The sequence below is a fragment of the Bradyrhizobium sp. CCBAU 45389 genome (genome assembly GCF_028128625.1).
Taxonomy (GTDB): domain Bacteria; phylum Pseudomonadota; class Alphaproteobacteria; order Rhizobiales; family Xanthobacteraceae; genus Bradyrhizobium; species Bradyrhizobium liaoningense_B.
This window is the reverse complement of record NZ_LBIY01000010.1, coordinates 192,406-207,794: the sequence shown is the minus strand read 5'-3', so window position 1 is coordinate 207,794 and position 15,389 is coordinate 192,406. Positions and strand designations below refer to the sequence as shown.

At 65.0% G+C, this 15,389-nt stretch carries 15 protein-coding genes and 1 tRNA gene; 10 read left to right on the top strand and 6 right to left on the bottom strand.

From position 1 onward, the window contains the following. Positions 1 to 88 precede the first annotated feature (88 nt). The 4 genes from XH79_RS06535 (at position 89) to XH79_RS06520 (ending at position 3,886) form a co-directional block, all read left to right on the top strand. Positions 89 to 2,758, top strand: coding sequence for a glycosyltransferase (locus XH79_RS06535; RefSeq protein WP_212336306.1), 2,670 nt, complete (start codon positions 89 to 91; stop codon positions 2,756 to 2,758). A gap of 327 nt (positions 2,759 to 3,085) precedes the next feature. Further along, positions 3,086 to 3,161 (top strand) — tRNA-Lys (locus XH79_RS06530). A 309-nt stretch (positions 3,162 to 3,470) separates the two neighbouring features. Further along, on the top strand, positions 3,471 to 3,629 hold the full coding sequence (locus tag XH79_RS06525) for a hypothetical protein (RefSeq protein ID WP_271581101.1): 159 nt from the start codon (positions 3,471 to 3,473) through the stop codon (positions 3,627 to 3,629). Positions 3,630 to 3,727: 98 nt separating this feature from the next. Beyond that, positions 3,728 to 3,886 (top strand): hypothetical protein, encoded by a 159-nt coding sequence (locus tag XH79_RS06520; RefSeq protein WP_161495442.1) that lies wholly within the window; start codon positions 3,728 to 3,730, stop codon positions 3,884 to 3,886. A 45-nt stretch (positions 3,887 to 3,931) separates the two neighbouring features. Here the strand turns inward: XH79_RS06520 and XH79_RS06515 are convergent, their stop codons facing one another. Together XH79_RS06515 and XH79_RS06510 are read right to left on the bottom strand one after the other, a co-directional pair. Next, the gene (locus XH79_RS06515) at positions 3,932 to 4,117 is read right to left on the bottom strand and encodes a hypothetical protein (protein ID WP_212336260.1); all 186 of its coding nucleotides are present in this window, start codon (positions 4,115 to 4,117) and stop codon (positions 3,932 to 3,934) included. Between the two features lie 475 nt (positions 4,118 to 4,592). After that, positions 4,593 to 5,258: a hypothetical protein gene (locus XH79_RS06510; RefSeq protein WP_271581100.1), complete on the bottom strand. Its 666-nt coding sequence runs from the start codon at positions 5,256 to 5,258 to the stop codon at positions 4,593 to 4,595. A gap of 268 nt (positions 5,259 to 5,526) precedes the next feature. Here XH79_RS06510 and XH79_RS06505 point away from each other — a divergent pair, with 268 nt between their 5' ends. Further along, complete coding sequence (locus XH79_RS06505) at positions 5,527 to 5,697, top strand: hypothetical protein (RefSeq protein ID WP_212336255.1); 171 nt, start codon at positions 5,527 to 5,529, stop codon at positions 5,695 to 5,697. A 355-nt stretch (positions 5,698 to 6,052) separates the two neighbouring features. Here the strand turns inward: XH79_RS06505 and XH79_RS06500 are convergent, their stop codons facing one another. Beyond that, positions 6,053 to 9,451: a DEAD/DEAH box helicase gene (locus XH79_RS06500; RefSeq protein WP_442869919.1), complete on the bottom strand. Its 3,399-nt coding sequence runs from the start codon at positions 9,449 to 9,451 to the stop codon at positions 6,053 to 6,055. 363 nt (positions 9,452 to 9,814) lie between these two features. Here XH79_RS06500 and XH79_RS06495 point away from each other — a divergent pair, with 363 nt between their 5' ends. Then, a complete protein-coding gene (locus XH79_RS06495; RefSeq protein WP_212336253.1) occupies positions 9,815 to 10,054 on the top strand; it encodes a hypothetical protein in 240 nt (79 codons plus the stop codon). 158 nt (positions 10,055 to 10,212) lie between these two features. Then, on the top strand, positions 10,213 to 10,497 hold the full coding sequence (locus tag XH79_RS06490) for a hypothetical protein (protein ID WP_212336251.1): 285 nt from the start codon (positions 10,213 to 10,215) through the stop codon (positions 10,495 to 10,497). A 1-nt stretch (position 10,498) separates the two neighbouring features. Here XH79_RS06490 and XH79_RS06485 read toward each other — a convergent pair whose 3' ends face one another. Both XH79_RS06485 and XH79_RS06480 read right to left on the bottom strand, forming a co-directional pair. Further along, complete coding sequence (locus tag XH79_RS06485) at positions 10,499 to 10,891, bottom strand: NUDIX hydrolase (RefSeq protein ID WP_183239114.1); 393 nt, start codon at positions 10,889 to 10,891, stop codon at positions 10,499 to 10,501. Positions 10,892 to 11,036: 145 nt separating this feature from the next. Beyond that, positions 11,037 to 12,134 (bottom strand): AI-2E family transporter, encoded by a 1,098-nt coding sequence (locus tag XH79_RS06480; protein ID WP_271581099.1) that lies wholly within the window; start codon positions 12,132 to 12,134, stop codon positions 11,037 to 11,039. A gap of 153 nt (positions 12,135 to 12,287) precedes the next feature. Between XH79_RS06480 and XH79_RS06475 the strand changes: the two genes are divergently transcribed. From XH79_RS06475 to XH79_RS06465, 3 genes are all read left to right on the top strand, one after another. Then, positions 12,288 to 12,509, top strand: coding sequence for a hypothetical protein (locus XH79_RS06475; RefSeq protein ID WP_212336247.1), 222 nt, complete (start codon positions 12,288 to 12,290; stop codon positions 12,507 to 12,509). A gap of 122 nt (positions 12,510 to 12,631) precedes the next feature. Next, a complete protein-coding gene (locus tag XH79_RS06470) occupies positions 12,632 to 12,859 on the top strand; it encodes a hypothetical protein (protein WP_271581098.1) in 228 nt (75 codons plus the stop codon). Positions 12,860 to 12,954: 95 nt separating this feature from the next. Beyond that, entirely contained in the window at positions 12,955 to 15,003 is a 2,049-nt protein-coding gene (locus tag XH79_RS06465) for an acetoacetate--CoA ligase (protein ID WP_271581097.1), read from the top strand. Between the two features lie 6 nt (positions 15,004 to 15,009). Here XH79_RS06465 and XH79_RS06460 read toward each other — a convergent pair whose 3' ends face one another. Next, a complete protein-coding gene (locus XH79_RS06460; RefSeq protein WP_271581096.1) occupies positions 15,010 to 15,222 on the bottom strand; it encodes a hypothetical protein in 213 nt (70 codons plus the stop codon). Positions 15,223 to 15,389: the final 167 nt, after the last annotated feature.

Sequence of the window (15,389 nt, the reverse complement as noted above, 5' to 3'; positions counted from 1 at the left end):
GAGGTATGCTCCATTTGCCGCGGACTCGGTCGGATCTCGGGGTCGGATCCGCTTCCCTGCCACCTCAGCCCCTTTTGGTTTAGCCGCGATGCGCGTTGTCGCCGCCGTTCTGTTGCTCGTTTCCGCGCTTCATGCTGGGCTCTGGGGAGTCTTGCGCGACAAGGAACCCGCTCCCGATTTCAGGGGTCTGTTGCCCAGCGTCTCCTACGCGCCGTTCGAAGGCTCGGCCCACCCCGACATCGACAACATCCCGAGCGTCGAGAAAATCCGCGCCGACCTGAAGACGCTGTCGACGATGACGCGGGCGATCCGCCTCTATTCGTCCACGGGCGGCGTGGAGCTGGTGCCGCCGATCGCGGCCGAGTTCGGCCTCAAGGTCACCGTCGGCGCCTGGATCGACAAGGACAAGGATCGCAACGAGCGCGAGATCAAGGCCGCCATCGAGCTTGCCCGCAAGAACAGCAACGTCGTCGGCGTCGTGGTCGGCAACGAGGTGATCTACCGCGGCGAGCAGAAGGTCGAAGACCTCATCGACATGATCAAGAAGGTCAAGGGCTCGGTCCGCGTGCCCGTTACGACCGGCGAGATCTGGAACATCTGGCGCGACAATCCCGACCTTGCCTCCAACGTCGATTTCATCGCCGCCCACGTGCTGCCCTATTGGGAAAACTTCCGCTCGGACCAGGCGGTCGACCAGGCCGTCGACCGCTACAACCTGCTGCGCAACCTGTTCCCCGGCAAGCGCATCGTGATCGCCGAGTTCGGCTGGCCGAGCCAGGGCTACAACTTACGCAACGCCGACCCCGGTCCGTTCCAGCAGGCGCTGACCCTGCGCAACTTCGTCAGCCGCGCCGAAGCCATCGGCATGGAATACAACATCGTCGAGGCCATCGATCAGCCCTGGAAGTTCTTCGAAGGCGGCGTCGGTCCGTATTGGGGCATCCTCGACGCCAGCCGCGAGCCGAAATTCGCCTGGACCGGTCCGGTTGAGAACCCCGACTACTGGAAGCTGATGGGAATCGCGCTCCTGGTCGGCGTCCTCCTGTCGCTGCCGATCCTGCGGCTCGAAAAGCCGACCGCGAAGCAGGCCTTCCTGCTCTCGGCGACCGCCAACGGCGTCGGGGCCTGGACGGCGACCGTGTTCGCGTTCTGGAACAGCCACTATTTCATCTTCGGCTCGGCCTTCGCGCTGACGCTCGGCATGATCCTGCTTGTTCCGCTGGTGCTGATCGCGATGGCGCGCATCGACGAGATCGCGGCGGTCGCCTTCGGCCGCGCGCCGCAGCGGCTGCTCGCCAAGGGCAAGCCGGTCGAGAACGTGCCGGAGAACTACTATCCGAAGGTGTCGATCCACATCCCGGCATACTTCGAGCCGGTCGACATGCTGAAGCAGACGCTGGATGCGCTGTCGCGGCTGAACTATCCGAACTACGAATGCGTCGTCATCATCAACAACACGCCCGATCCCGCCTTCTGGCAGCCGATCCAGGACCATTGCCGCGCGCTCGGTGAACGCTTCAAGTTCATCAACGCTGAGAAGGTGCAGGGTTTCAAAGCCGGCGCGCTGCGGATCGCGATGGACCGCACCGCCGTCGATGCCGAGATCATCGGCATCCTCGATGCCGACTATGTGGTCGAGCCCGACTGGCTGAAGGACCTCGTGCCGGCGTTCGCCGACCCGCGCGTCGGCCTGGTGCAGGCGCCGCAGGAGCATCGCGACGGCGACCTGTCGATCATGCACTACATCATGAACGGCGAATATGCCGGCTTCTTCGACATCGGCATGGTCCAGCGCAACGAGCTCAATGCCGTCATCGTGCACGGCACGATGTGCCTGATCCGTCGCGCCGCGATGGACATGGCCGGCGGCTGGTCAAGCGACACGATCTGCGAGGACTCCGATCTCGGCCTTGCGATCCAGGAGCTCGGTTGGGTCACGCACTACACCAACCACCGCTACGGCCAGGGCCTGCTGCCCGACACCTACGAGGCCTTCAAGAAGCAGCGCCATCGCTGGGCCTATGGCGGCCTCCAGATCGTGAAGAAGCACTGGCGCCGCTTCCTGCCGGGCGCGAGCCGGCTGACCTCCGACCAGAAGCGCGAATACGGCCTCGGCTGGCTGAACTGGCTGGGCGCCGAAAGCCTCGGCGTCGTCGTGGCGCTGCTCAACCTCGTCTGGGTGCCGATCGTCGCCTTTGCCGACATCGCCATTCCCGACAAGATCCTGACGCTGCCGATCATCGGCGCCTTCATCGTCTCGCTGGTGCACTTCCTGTCGATGTACCGCGCCCGCGTCGCGATCAAGCCGGGTCAGATGCTCGGCGCCATGATCGCGGCGATGAGCGTGCAGTGGACGGTGTCGCGCGCGGTGGCGCAAGGGTTGATCACCGAGCACATCGCCTTTGCCCGCACCTCCAAGGGCGGCCTTAGCCGGATGTCGATCGAGTTCCAGGCGTTCTGGGAGGCCGTGATCGGCACCCTGCTCCTGATCGGCGCCGGCGTGCTGGTCGCCTCCAACAGCTTCCGGCAGATCACCGAGATCTACGTCTTCGCCGGCGTGCTGGTGCTGCAAAGCCTGCCGTTCCTCGCCGCCGTGGCGATCGCCATCCTCGAGCTCAGCCGCATCAACTCGTTCCAGTTCTGGCGCGACAGCGCGATCCGCACCGCCGAGCTGATCGGCCTGCGCCCGGTCGCCCTGCCGACCCCCGCCGGCACGCCGCAGCCGGTGCCGAACGAGGTCCGGCGCGAGGCGAACTGACGGACCCAAGACGTCGCGGCGCGGGCGAGCCCCCGCGCCGGCGGCCCCATAAGGCAGTTCGGCGTGGATGACGGCCCGCCAATCGGGTTGAAAATTCCTCCTTAAGGTGCGGACGCCGCAAGCAAATCCCCGCTGCTGCCGCGAGTTTCGGCAACCACCCCCGCTATTGACCTCCGCAGCCACTCCCCCTACACAGCGCGGGCCGAAAGCATGATCCGGAAACAGCCGGTTTTCCCCGCGACGCGAGTTCAGCGTGGCGGCAAGACATGCTTCTCGAATGTCCGAAGACGATGGCGATCTCTTTATCGAAGCCATCCGCGGCCATGGGAGCGCGTAGCTCAGCCGGTAGAGCACGTGACTTTTAATCACGGGGTCCTGGGTTCGAGCCCCAGCGCGCTCACCAAAAAGATCAGCAACCCGATCGCCGGCGCCTGCCCATTTTGCTTGCCAGCAATCGAGCTTGGGATGCGGCTGCAAGATGCGCACCGTCGAGGTCGAGAGTACCTGCACGCCTGACTTATCACCCTGGCTATTCGATAGAGAACTGACAGAGCGCCTTCATCGCCGGTCCGGTAACGAACATCGGCGTGCTTAAGCGTGTTGCCCCCCGCCCCATCCCTCGCGCTCGCCGCGGCGCATAGGAATAGGAACATTTCCAAGCGCGGGGAATCTTACTGTCGCAATCGGTCCTATGTTGCTCGTGGATCGAACGATGGAAAAAACCATTGCCTATGCCATCGCAGTGCTCCTCGTGGGCTTCGGTGCCTGGATACTCATCGCTGGCCTTTCCTCTAGCTCGCCCGTCCTATGGACCGTCGTGGCGCTGGTCCCGATCACGATCGGACTCGTGAGCGCTTTTGGTCCGGTGTGAGTGATGGGGGAAAATCGGCGATGGGTCAGCGCGTCTGCATTTTCCGAATCGACGTTCCGTGGTCGCTCCGCTGATGCGTCGCGTTCAGGGGTGTAGGTGTGAGCCAGTTTCTATCGATGCTGCTGCTAGTGGCCGCCGTCGTTCTGACCGTCTGCTTCGGGGTGGCAGCCTGGCGCCTCTCTGACGAGAAGGATCTCGACGTCACCGGCCAAATCGCGCGTCAGTCCTACGGATGGAAGGCAGCTCCGACCCGGTAACCCCTGCGCTCGCCCTCGGCCATCCACCCGGCTGCCGAAGGGGCCTTACGTTCCGGCGCCTTTCTGTCGCTCCAGCATCGCCAGCTCGATGTGTTCCGCGAGCACAGTCAGATGATTGGCCAGCCGATCAAACAGCTCGCGCTTGGCTTTGTCGGTCGCAAGATCGCGGATCAGTGCGCACTCGGCCGCGTCCGTCCGCAACTTCTCTAGCTGAGCCTGGTAGTCTTTCATCGCCCATTGCCCAATTGCCACTTTTTCCCGAATAGTTGGATAGGGAAACTGCAGAGTCAATCCAGCTTGCGGACGAAGACCTGCTTGCGGGGGAAGACTTGGCGAAGGCCCCTCACCGCTGACACAACTGAGCCGCAAGACGGCCCCGGCCGTGGGGGGCTAATGGGGGTAAGGCCGGGGCCGCCGGAGGCGCTCGACCTTAAGGCCGAGCAGATGCGAGCTTACTCATAGATCGAAGCGCTGCTCTGTTCGCTTCAGCACATTCGGCGATGTGTTCCGGACGGGAACATCGCGCGGCATAATGCCTGTTTTTCCCGATCAAAGGAAAAGCAGAACGAGCGTACCGGATCCGGTTCAGCGGTCGAAAGTTGAAAGACAGAGGAAGCGCACCGGGCCTGAAACAGGCGAGCCCCGGGTCGTCCGGCGGCGCCGGTTTGGCGCGGGCACAGTGCCAGGCGATCCGCTTGACCCGCCTTCAGCTCTCCGGAGCCGGCGGCGCGGCCGGCACGCTCAGCGGGGCTCCTCCAACCGAAACAGGCCCTAAGGGCTTCGATTCCCGCGCCAGCCGTTTGCGCATCGCTGCAGACAGTCCATAGCGCGCATTCGCTCGTCGAATGGAGGACGTCACGTCCGACATCATCACACTTTGCAGCGAGTCGACCTTCGCGATCAGCGTAGACAGCTGCGAAGATATCTTCCTCACATCGACCCGCTCGTCCGTGATGCTCTGTCTCAGGGACAAGAGCACCATTGAATCCTGCTGCAGCAAAGCTGCATTTTGCTGCAAGGCGTTGTTGCTCTCCTGCAGTGACGCCGTGTGTTGCTGCTGGGTCGACTGAATATCCCTCAATGCAGCGACGACCGGATCCGGCTTTGGCGCGGACGATTCCGGGCGTGGAAAAAGTTCGGCGAACTTGCGGACATTCAGCGACGGAAGATCGGAAGGCCATGTGTAGATGGCCGCCGAACCGTTGATGGCGAGGGCACACACCGACAGGGCCAGGATCGATTTGCGGCTCGACCGCCTGGTCGGCACAGGAATTTCGGGGGCTTCGGGTTCGGGGGCTGCGGCAGCTGCAAGTGCTGCGGGGTCGAATTGTTCGACAAGGCCTTGCGCTTCGGATGTCGTGGTCATCAGCATTGACCTCATGAGCGAGCAAAAGGAAGCCGTCGCCGGAACGTCGTCGCGACGCCTCCTTTACGCAGCACCCATACACAACTGCCTAAAATTGTGGGCTTTTCTGATTAATTCCAAGTTAGCGGCCCGGCCGGCCGATGGCCCCATCTACCCCGGCCGATTACGGGGTCAATGCAATGGAACCAGGAATGGGCACCTGCTTCGAGGCGCAACAAAAGCTGCAGACAACGCCCTCAGATGATGTAGGATTCAGGAAAATGGGAGGAACGGCATGTTCGAAATCAACGGTTTCGACACGGCAGGCGTCGTCAGCCTCAAGCGGCTGTCGCTCGCCGCCGCCCTGAAGAAAGCCAGGGAGCTCGTCGCGGACGGGTGCTGGGACGTCCAGATCGTTGATCCAAACGGCCGGGTCTACACCTCATTCGAGGAGCAGGCCGCCTAACCGCCCTGCCTCAGTTGCTCTGCACCAGCTATCCGCCACGGCCGACATTGGACGAGGCGTTATTCAGCCAGCGCTGCGTGGCCTCATCGCTCCAGCCCGGGACCGCGAAGCGCGCCCGGGGATGCATATCCGCGCCGGGACGGCCGGCCGCGGGATCGCGCGGAGGACGCATGCGTGAGTCACGCGCCGCTGCAGCGTCCGCAGCGGCGCACAGGACGATCAAAAGGCCCATGGCCAGTAAGGCGCGCATCGTATCGGTTTCCGATCGGGCAACGGTCCGGCTTCATGTGATGCGCCAGCCATCCCGCCGCAATCTGATGCGGCGCCTATTTGAAACCGAAGGCCGGTGCCGTTTTCACGCGTCGTCCAGCGCCTCGAACAATTCCTCCACCCGTTCGAACGGCGCATCGCGCATCGGGCTGTGATAGACGACGCGATCGCCGTCGCGCTGGAGTGACTTTCCTCTCGATTTCCGCAACCGTCCGGGCAGGAACGTCGCGGCCACCGCGCCGGGGCCGACGTCGAGGCGGATGATGCCGCGTCGCTTGCATTCGATCCTGAGCTTGGCCGCGGAGAAGAAATCGCGCGCAACCTTCGGCAAGGGTCCGAAGCGGCGGGAGGTTTCCTCCTCGAGGTCGTCAAGATCGTCCTCGTTGCTGCATCGTGCGGCGCGCGCATAGAGCTCGAGCCGCACCGGCTCGGACTGCACATAGGTCTCGGGCAGCATGTCTCCGACCGGCAGGTTGAGGTCGGGCACCCACACCGCGGCACGCTCCTCGTCGACCTTCTCCGAGGCCATTTTCAGGAGGTGGCTGTAGAGCACGGGCCCGAACACCTGGACATGGCCTGATTGCTGCTCCGAAAACAGATCGCCCGCACCCCGCAGGTCCAGGTCGCGCTCGCTGATGGCAAAGCCCGCGCCCGGCCGGCTGAACTCCTCGAGCACGGCCAGCCGCTTCTCGGAATGCCCGGACGCCGTCTCGGTCAAGAGATGGGCGAAGGCGCGGATGCCGCCGCGCCCGACCCGCCCGCGCAGCTGGTGCAGCTGGGCGAGGCCGAATTTTTCGGGCCAACACACCACGATGGTGTTGGCGCGGGGAATATCGAGGCCGCTCTCGACGATGTTGGTCGCGAGCAGGACGTCGGCCCTGCCCTCGACGAAGCTCATCATGCGGTCGTCGATCTCGTCCGCCGCCAGTCTGCCATGCAGGCAGACGATGCGGAGGTCGCCCGCCACCGCCTGCACCCGCGCCAGCATCGGATCGAGATCCTGGATGCGCGGGCAGATCAGGAAACTCTGTCCGTGGCGGCGCTGCTCGCGCAGCAGCGCGGAGGCGATGGCGGCATCCGAGAGCGGCGCAATCCTGGTCGCGACCGGAAGCCGGTGCACCGGCGGCGAGGCGATCACGCTGAGATCGCGGAAGCCGGCAAGGCCAGCGGCAAGCGTCCGCGGGATCGGCGTCGCGCTCATCATCAGCACATGGACATTCTTGGCGAGGCCGGCGAGCTTTGCCTTTTCGGCCGCGCCAAAATGCTGCTCCTCGTCGATGATGACGAGGCCGAGATCATCGAACTTCACGTCCTTCGCCGTAAGCGCCTGCGTCCCTACCACGACCTTGATCCGGCCGCTGCGCAGGCCCTCCCTGGTCTCGCGCAGCTCCGCGCCGGAGGTAGCCCGCGACAAATTCCCGACCTCGATGCCGAACGGGGCGAAGCGCTTGCTGAACGTTGCGACATGCTGCCGGGCCAGCACCGTCGTCGGCACCGCGATCGCCACCTGCTTGCCGGACAGCACCACGGCGGCCGCCGCGCGCAGCGCCACCTCGGTCTTGCCAAATCCGACATCGCCGCAGACCACCCGGTCCATCGGGTGACCGGACGCGAGATCATCCAGCACATCGTGGATCGCCTTGGCCTGGTCTGTTGTCGTGAAATAGGGAAATCGCGCGACGAACTTCTCGTAGGCCGATCCCGGCGGCACCAGCTTTTCCGCGCGCCGCCGGCGGCGCTGGCTGATGTGCTTGGCGAGCACCTTGCCCGCGATCTGGATCTCGCGCTCGGCCTCGCTGCGCCGTGCCCACCATGTGCTGCCGTCCGCCTTGTCGAGCGCCAGCTTGCCGAGCTCGGCGGCGTAAGGCCACATCAGCGCCAGATCAGTCGGCGGCACCAGAACCGCATTGTCGCCCGCGAACTTCAGGCGGATCATCTCGCGCATTGCGCCGCCGCCGGTGTTGACCGTCTGCAAGCCGTCGAGCACGGCAAGGCCGCGCTGGAGATGAACGACCACCGTGCCCTGCTCCGGCACATCGGCATGGTCGAAGGCCGCGCTCCAGGCGCGCGCCATCGGCTGCGCATGATGCGCCCGGCTGCCGAGCACGTCGGACGCCGTCACGACGACGAGAGGCTTTCGCCCCGGCACGACGAAGCCCGCATCGAGATCGGCCAGAAGTGCCGCCTCGCCGCTTCCCCCGCGCGTCGCCTCGTCCCAATCCTCGCAGCGCTGCGTCTTGACGCCGCTCATCCGCTCCATCACGCGCAGATCGTCCTCTTGCGCTGCGACGAGGATCAATCGCGAACCGGCCCGCCGCGTCTCCTCGACGAAGGCACGCAGCGCTTTCCTTGCGGATGTCAGCTTCGAGAATTCGGGCACGGCCTGGAACGATGCCGTCCGCGGCAACACCTTCATGCCCCTGGAGAGCTGCTTCCAGTCGCGACGTCCGAGATATTCGCGCTCCCGCTCCGCCCGCGGCGCGGCCTCCTCGATCGTATCAAGCCAGCCGTCGGCATGCGCCGGTACGCCTGCATCGGCGATCCATTTGGCGCGTCCGCAATAGTCGAACAGGCGCGCGCGCTTGCCGCCCCTGCCGGCAAAGCCAAGCCGCTCCGACATCGGATCGACCACGAGCTCCTTCGTCTCGAAGATGATGTCGTGCTCCTTCGGGTCGAACGCCACGATCCGGTCGATCGCGCGATCGGAATGCTCGATGCGGAACGGGCCGAGCGCGCCTGCGGGAAATATCTCGAAGGTCTGTCCATGAAACAGCGCCCCGCCCGGATAGTCCGGCTCGTCGTCGAGATCGTATCCGAGGGATTCGAGGCGGCTCTCGAGCTCCCGCTCGGAAAACGCGCCACCGACCTTCAAGCTGAGGCTGAGACGCAACAGGCTCGCCGGTGGCGGCAGGCGCTCCATCACGGCTTCCGCGGTCGAGACGAGAAACAGCGGCCTCTTGGATCTTGCAAGGCGCCGCAGCACGGAGGCCCTGCGCCCTGCGAGTTCGTGCGAGGGCTCGAGCTGATCGAACGGCAAGGTGTTCAGCCGCGGAAACACCAGCACCTCGCAGGACGGATCGAGCGCATGAATGACGCTGCCCAGCCGCTCCGCCCTGCTCTCGTTCTCGGCGAGAAACACGATGCCGCTGGGTCCGGACTGCTTCCATTGCGCGAGCAGGTGAAGCGCCATCGAACCGAGGGGCGACGACGACGAGATCGCGGCGCGCTGCGCCCCCTCGCTCTTCCTTGGCGACGCCTTCGTCTTGAGCGATGCCTTGGTCTTAAGCGTCTTGGTCTTAAGCGTCTTGGCTTTGAGCGATGTCCTGGACTTGGGCGATATCGTGGTCTTTGGCGATGCCCTCTTTGGCGATGCCTTGGCCGCCCGCGCCTTCTTTGCAAGCCTCACGTGAATCCGTTTCTGGTCGTAAACCGCCGCCAACTGAACACGCGCCGCTCTCGTTTCGATTCGGCGACGCGCCGCCATCCATATGGGATTTGCCCGGCGAACGCACGCCTTGCGGCAACGTTCCGTGCATCCACGGACGGGAACCGGGCCCCGTTCCGAAGCATATAACGCGGCGCGGGATCGTGCTTCATTTGCGGGAAAGGCTGATGCGATCGAAGACCGCATCGCCAGCACGAAAAACCCCGGCGCTTGGACGCCGGGGCGTTTCGTCAAAAAATGATTTGGTCAAGCAATGTGCCTTCATAGCAGCGAACTGATCGAGCGCTTGTGAACTGGTTCACACGCACTGTCAGCGCAGCTGCGGCGGAACGGGGTACCGCGGGGGCTCCGATTTGAGCGTTGGCACGCCGCGCGCTAGGATGCTTTTTTTCGGAGGCTCATTTGAAACCATTCATTTTCATCGCTGCCATCGTGTTGCTTGCAACCACACCCGCCCGCTCACAGGCGCTGGTCGATCCCAGCAAGGTCGCGCCCGAATTTCGTGAAGCTGCCGAGAAGCGCCGTGCCGAGCAGATCCGGCAGCGCGAATGCGCGCTGAAAGCGGATCTCGAGAAGGTGCTGCCGAGAGATCGCACCGCATTTCTCAATCAGTGCCTGGAGACCATGGCGGCCAAGCAATAGCTTCGCCGCGCGCGTGACGCGAGCATCGCCGACATGCTCGCGTCCGCTGCATCGGCTTGCGGCAGGCTGGCGGTGAATCCGCAGAAGCCCTTCAGGCTTTCTTCAGACATTTGCGATCAGCATGACGATGCATTTCCATCAGTCATTGTCGATCGCGCATGGGCTCCGTCCAGATTCAGTGCACGCGCTGCAAGAACGTGTTCCGCGATCGCGCCGCGCGGTTGCAGGACGGCTATTCCAGACAATGTCCGAGCTGCGAGGTGGTGCTGTTCTTCGCCGAGGATTCCCAGCACCCCTTCGTCAAGCGCGCGATGCGCAATGCGCGCAAGGTCCGCAAGGAGCAGCGCGAGGCCGAGGCCGTGAGGCGCGCCGCGCCGGAGCCGCGCCTGGCGCAGTCGAGGTCGTTCACCGGGCGGACGCAATCGGCGGAGCGAGAGGACTAGCTCAGCTCCGCCGCCGCTTCCTCGGAAACAGGCGGTCGCGGATGTAGCGCGAGGTCGGCGTCAGGCGAATGCCGCGCGGCTTCTGCCAGGCGGCACGGTCGATCTCCTTCTTGTCGCCGATCGCCAGCCTGCCCTTGGCGCCCTTGGCGATGAAGATCGCATCGCTCATCTTGCGACCGGAGCGCTTGTTCCTGGCCTTCACTTCCTTCCAGAGGCTGATCCTGCCGAGCTTCAGCTTGGGCAGCTCCTCCTTGATCTCCCGCCGCAGGCAATCCTTCTCGGACTCGCGCGCGCGCTTGCGGCCGCCCGGGAACATCCACAGGCCGTCCGACCGGCGTCTGACCAACAATACCTTGCCGCGCTTCGCGGCAACCAGCTTGGAAGACTTCGCCATTGCTGTCGCAATCGAGAATAGAATCGTCCCGATCGTAACTTGTCTAGTTGGATAGACAAGTTCGGGGCGCGTCTTGACCACAGGCTGCGGACCGTCAGGCCGGGCCGACCGAAGAGCGCAGGATCGCGCCGCTCGAGCCGCGATATCAGCCTTCGCCGGCGCCCGCCCCTGCCTCCGCCTGATCCTCCGTCCTGATCCAGGCCATCATCATCTCCCAGGCCACCGACAGGATGATCGGCCCGATGAACAGGCCGACGATGCCGTGCGCGAGCGTGCCGCCGATCACGCCGACGAAGATCACGATGGTCGGCGTGGTCAGGCCGCGTCCCATCACCAGCGGCTTCAGCATGGTGTCGATGAAGCCGACCAGGACCAGAAACACCGTCAGCACCAGCGCCGTGGTGACGTCCTTGGCGGTCCAGATCCAGATGATGACGGGCAGCAGCACGAGGAAGGCGCCGATCTGCACGATCGAGAGCAGCAGCACGATGAAGGCGAGCAGACCCGCGCTCGGCACCGCCGCAAGCTTGAAGCCGATGCCGGCGAGCAGGGCCTGCACGATCGCGACGCCGATCACGCCTTGCGCCACGGCGCGGATGGTCGCACCCGCGAGCGACAGGAAATGCTCGCTCTGCTCGGGCACGATGCGGAACAGGAAGCCGCGGCCAGCCGCGACCAGCCGCGGCCCATGCGGAAACAGGAAACCGGCCACGAACACCGAGACTAGAAACTGGAGCGTACCGACGCCGGCATCGCCCGCGAGCGACAGCAGCGGCCCCGCCAACGGCTGAAGATACGGCGCCACCTCGCGCAGCACTGCGCGGATGTTGGTGTAGGCCTGGTCCCAGAGCTCATAGAGCCAGGGACCGACCAGCGGCCACGATTTGAGCTGCTCCGGCGCCGACTGCAGCGCGAGGTCGCCGGTGCCGAGCTGGTGCGCCAGCTCGCGCACACCGTCCACCGCGCTGATGCCGAGCCAGGTCGCGGGGCCGATGACGATGCCGAGCGTGATGAGGGTGAGGATTGCCGCCGCAGTCTTGGGACGTCCACCGAGGATTTTGGCGACCCAGCTGAAGGCCGGGTAGAACGCCACCGCGAGCACGCCACTCCAGGCCAGGATCGGCACGAACGGACGGATGATCAGGAAAGTCCAGATGATCAGCAGGGCCAGCAGGCCGAGCCGGATCACGAGCTGGATGATGTCCTCACCCGTGAGGAGCTGGCGGAGGCTTTTCACGGGCACGACCTTCCTTGCGGCATCGACGCGGGTTCCGGCACTTGCACGGGCAGCCGTTATTGCCAGCCCCGGGGCGGGCGTCAAGACGACCGCCCGCGCGTTCGGGACCTGCCGGCCGTCGGTTTAGGAACGCCTCGGGCCCAAATGCATTCCGAGACAATGCCGCGCCGCCCCCGAGAGCCCGATCAGCATGCGGGAATTCACCGCGGCATCCGCTTTTCAATCAAGCGAAACGGCGCTCCCGGCTATTGGCACTATGCCTACGCGATCGCTGACAAGGTCCGCACCGGCCGGGTGCAAGGCAGGCTGCCGCAGCTCGCCATCCGGCGCGTGCAGATGCGCATCGACCGCGACATGCGGCCGGGCCGGACCGAGGGCTGATCCCGCCATGACGCCGGCGCGGTTTGGCTAACGGCGATTAACCGGATTTCCCTGGGCCGGTTTACGTCGATGCAAAGGCCCGCTCCTACCCTGCATCGAGGTCCCAAGAAACAGCACGTGCAATGGCCAACAGCATCTGGACGATCGAAGAATTCACCTGCACCGGTTGCAGCATGAACTACACCGCGACACGGGAGGAGCACACCGAGGCGCATGTCGGCCACTTCAGGTGCAACATCTGCAGCAGCATGGTGCACAGCTGGTCCGGCAAGCATCACTTCTTCGGCTGGCAGGCGGTGAAGACGAAGCCGCCGGTGTTCGGACGCCGCTGGGCGGGCGTGGAGTGGTAGGCTGAAGGCGGTCATTGCGGTCTGCACGAACGATGGCTTCTGCTCCCCTGCGGCGCGGGCTAAGCTCCCCTCCCCGCAACTGAAGCCGAAACGTGATGACCGCTCCTTTCCTTCCGCAGATCGCCCTCTACCGCAACTGGCTGGCTGAACAGCGCGGCCTCTCCTTCGCAACCTACGAGGACATGCGGCAATGGTCGGTGCGCGATCTCGACGGCTTCTGGCGCAGCATCTGGGATTATTACGACCTGCAATCGCCGACGCCGTTTGCGGTCGTCATCAACGAGCGCAAGATGCCGGGCGCGGTCTGGTTTCCGGGTGCGCAGGTGAACTACGCCCGGCAGGTGTTTCGGCATGTCGAGGCAGCCGATGCCGCCGGCCTGCCCGCGATCGTCAGCAGCGGCGAGGACGGCAAGCTCAGGGAAACCAGCTGGCCGGAGCTGCGGCGCAAGGCCGCGGCGCTCGCGCTGCATCTGAAGGAGAAGGGCGTCAAGCCCGGCGACCGCGTTGCGGCCTATCTGCCCAACATCCCCGAGACCATCATCGGTTTTCTCGCCAGCGCCAGCATCGGCGCGGTCTGGAGCGTGTGCGCGCCCGACATGGCCGCGCCCGCCGTGATCGACCGTTTCAAGCAGATCGAGCCGAAAGTGCTGATCGCCTGCGACGCTGTCACCTATAGCGGCCGGCGCCATGACCGGCACGATGTGCTGGCCGAGCTCCGGCGATCGCTCCCCACCGTCGAGCACGTCATCCTGCACAGCGAGGCTGGTGCGCTGGCCGCGCCGGACGCCCTGCTGTCCGATATCCTTGCAAGGACGGATGCCGCGATCGGCGCGTTCGAGCCGATGTGGCTGCCGTTCGATCATCCGCTCTGGATCGTCTATTCCAGCGGCACCACCGGCCTGCCGAAACCGATCGTGCACGGCCATGGCGGCATCGTCATCGTGGTGCTGGCGCTGCTCGGCCTGCACAACGACATCGGCTGCTCCTATCACCCAAACTCGTTCGGCGAGCGCTATCACTGGTACTCTTCGACCGGCTGGATCATGTGGAATAGCCAGGTCGGCGGCCTGCTCAGCGGCACCACCTGCTGCATCTTCGACGGCAGCCCCGGCGGCACCAGGGACAAGCCGGACTGGACCACCCTTTGGCGCTTCGTGGCGCAGTCGAAGGCGACCTTCTTCGGGGCAGGCGCGGCGTTCTTCGCCAACTGCACCAAGGCCGAGATCGATCTTGCCGCCGCCGGCGATCTGTCGCGGCTGCGCTGCCTCGGCTCGACCGGCTCACCGCTCAGCGCCGACACGCAAGCCTGGTTCAACGCGCGCTTCGCAAGCCTGTCGAAGACCAACGGCAGCAAGGCGCAGGCCGACATCTGGTGGGCGAACATCTCCGGCGGCACCGATTTCGCAGGCGCCTTCATCGGCGGCAACCGCGAGCTGCCGCAGACGCCGGGCGCGATGCAGTGCCGCCTGCTCGGCGCGGCCGTCGAGGCCTTCAGCGAACAGGGCCGCGCCGTCACGGACGAGGTCGGCGAGCTCGTCTGCACCGAGCCGATGCCGTCGATGCCGCTCTACTTCTGGAACGACAAGGACGGCGCGCGCTATCGCGCCAGCTATTTCGAGACCTATCCGGATAATTTCGACGGCAGCGGTCGCGGGCCGGTGTGGCGACACGGCGACTGGCTCAAGGTCAATCCGGACGGCTCCTGCATCATCTACGGCCGCAGCGATGCCACCATCAACCGGCACGGCCTGCGCATGGGCACGAGCGAGCTCTATTCCGCGATCGAGGCGCTGCCGGAGGTGCTCGATAGCCTCGTCGTCGACCTCGAATATCTCGGCCGCGACAGCTACATGCCGCTGTTCGTGGTGCTGCGCGAGGGCGTCGCATTCGACGCCGCGTTGCAGGCCAAGATCAACAAGGCGATCGAGGCCGGCCTGTCACGCCGCTTCCTGCCGAATGAAATCTTCGCAGTCGCCGAGATCCCGCGCACGCTGTCCGGCAAGAAGCAGGAGCTGCCGATCAAGAAGCTGTTGCTCGGTCAGCCCGTCGAGAAGGTCATCAACAAGGAGGCGATGGCCAACCCGGCCTGCCTCGACTGGTACCTCGCCTTCGCCCGCGACTATCTGGCGCGGACCGCGGCGTAGTTTCGATCAGCCTCCGCCGAAATTTGAGGGATCGAGATTCCTGTTCTCCGACGGCGGGATCGGCGGCCATCCGGGAAATTTGTACCAGCCGGGCGGCACCGGCACGTCCTCGGACGGACGGGCGATAACGGGGTGGTGCTGGCGGGCGTGGTGCGCCGGCGCCGCGGCGGCAGCCGCGCATGCCGACATCAAGAGGATCACAATCGGGATAAACCGCATCGCATGGGCTCCAAACGCCCACCCGGGCTGACATGTGGTGCGGGAACCATGCTGTGCCCACGCATAGGCGACGTCACGACCGGTCACAACGGCGGCACCGCGACAGGCGGACGATCAGCCCAATTGCGCGGATGCCGTTTGGACTCCGTTCACCGATCGCCGCTAGA

Coding starts and splice junctions, on each gene's coding strand:
- XH79_RS06535 (WP_212336306.1), top strand. CDS start 89: ATGCGCGTTGTCGCCGCCGTTCTGTTGCTCGTTTCCGCGCTTCATGCT.
- XH79_RS06510 (WP_271581100.1), bottom strand. CDS start 5,258: ATGCTGATGACCACGACATCCGAAGCGCAAGGCCTTGTCGAACAATTC.
- XH79_RS06500 (WP_442869919.1), bottom strand. CDS start 9,451: ATGGCGGCGCGTCGCCGAATCGAAACGAGAGCGGCGCGTGTTCAGTTG.
- XH79_RS06465 (WP_271581097.1), top strand. CDS start 12,955: ATGACCGCTCCTTTCCTTCCGCAGATCGCCCTCTACCGCAACTGGCTG.
- XH79_RS06525 (WP_271581101.1), top strand. CDS start 3,471: ATGGAAAAAACCATTGCCTATGCCATCGCAGTGCTCCTCGTGGGCTTC.
- XH79_RS06505 (WP_212336255.1), top strand. CDS start 5,527: ATGTTCGAAATCAACGGTTTCGACACGGCAGGCGTCGTCAGCCTCAAG.
- XH79_RS06490 (WP_212336251.1), top strand. CDS start 10,213: ATGGGCTCCGTCCAGATTCAGTGCACGCGCTGCAAGAACGTGTTCCGC.
- XH79_RS06470 (WP_271581098.1), top strand. CDS start 12,632: ATGGCCAACAGCATCTGGACGATCGAAGAATTCACCTGCACCGGTTGC.
- XH79_RS06460 (WP_271581096.1), bottom strand. CDS start 15,222: ATGCGGTTTATCCCGATTGTGATCCTCTTGATGTCGGCATGCGCGGCT.
- XH79_RS06475 (WP_212336247.1), top strand. CDS start 12,288: ATGCCGCGCCGCCCCCGAGAGCCCGATCAGCATGCGGGAATTCACCGC.
- XH79_RS06515 (WP_212336260.1), bottom strand. CDS start 4,117: ATGAAAGACTACCAGGCTCAGCTAGAGAAGTTGCGGACGGACGCGGCC.
- XH79_RS06485 (WP_183239114.1), bottom strand. CDS start 10,891: ATGGCGAAGTCTTCCAAGCTGGTTGCCGCGAAGCGCGGCAAGGTATTG.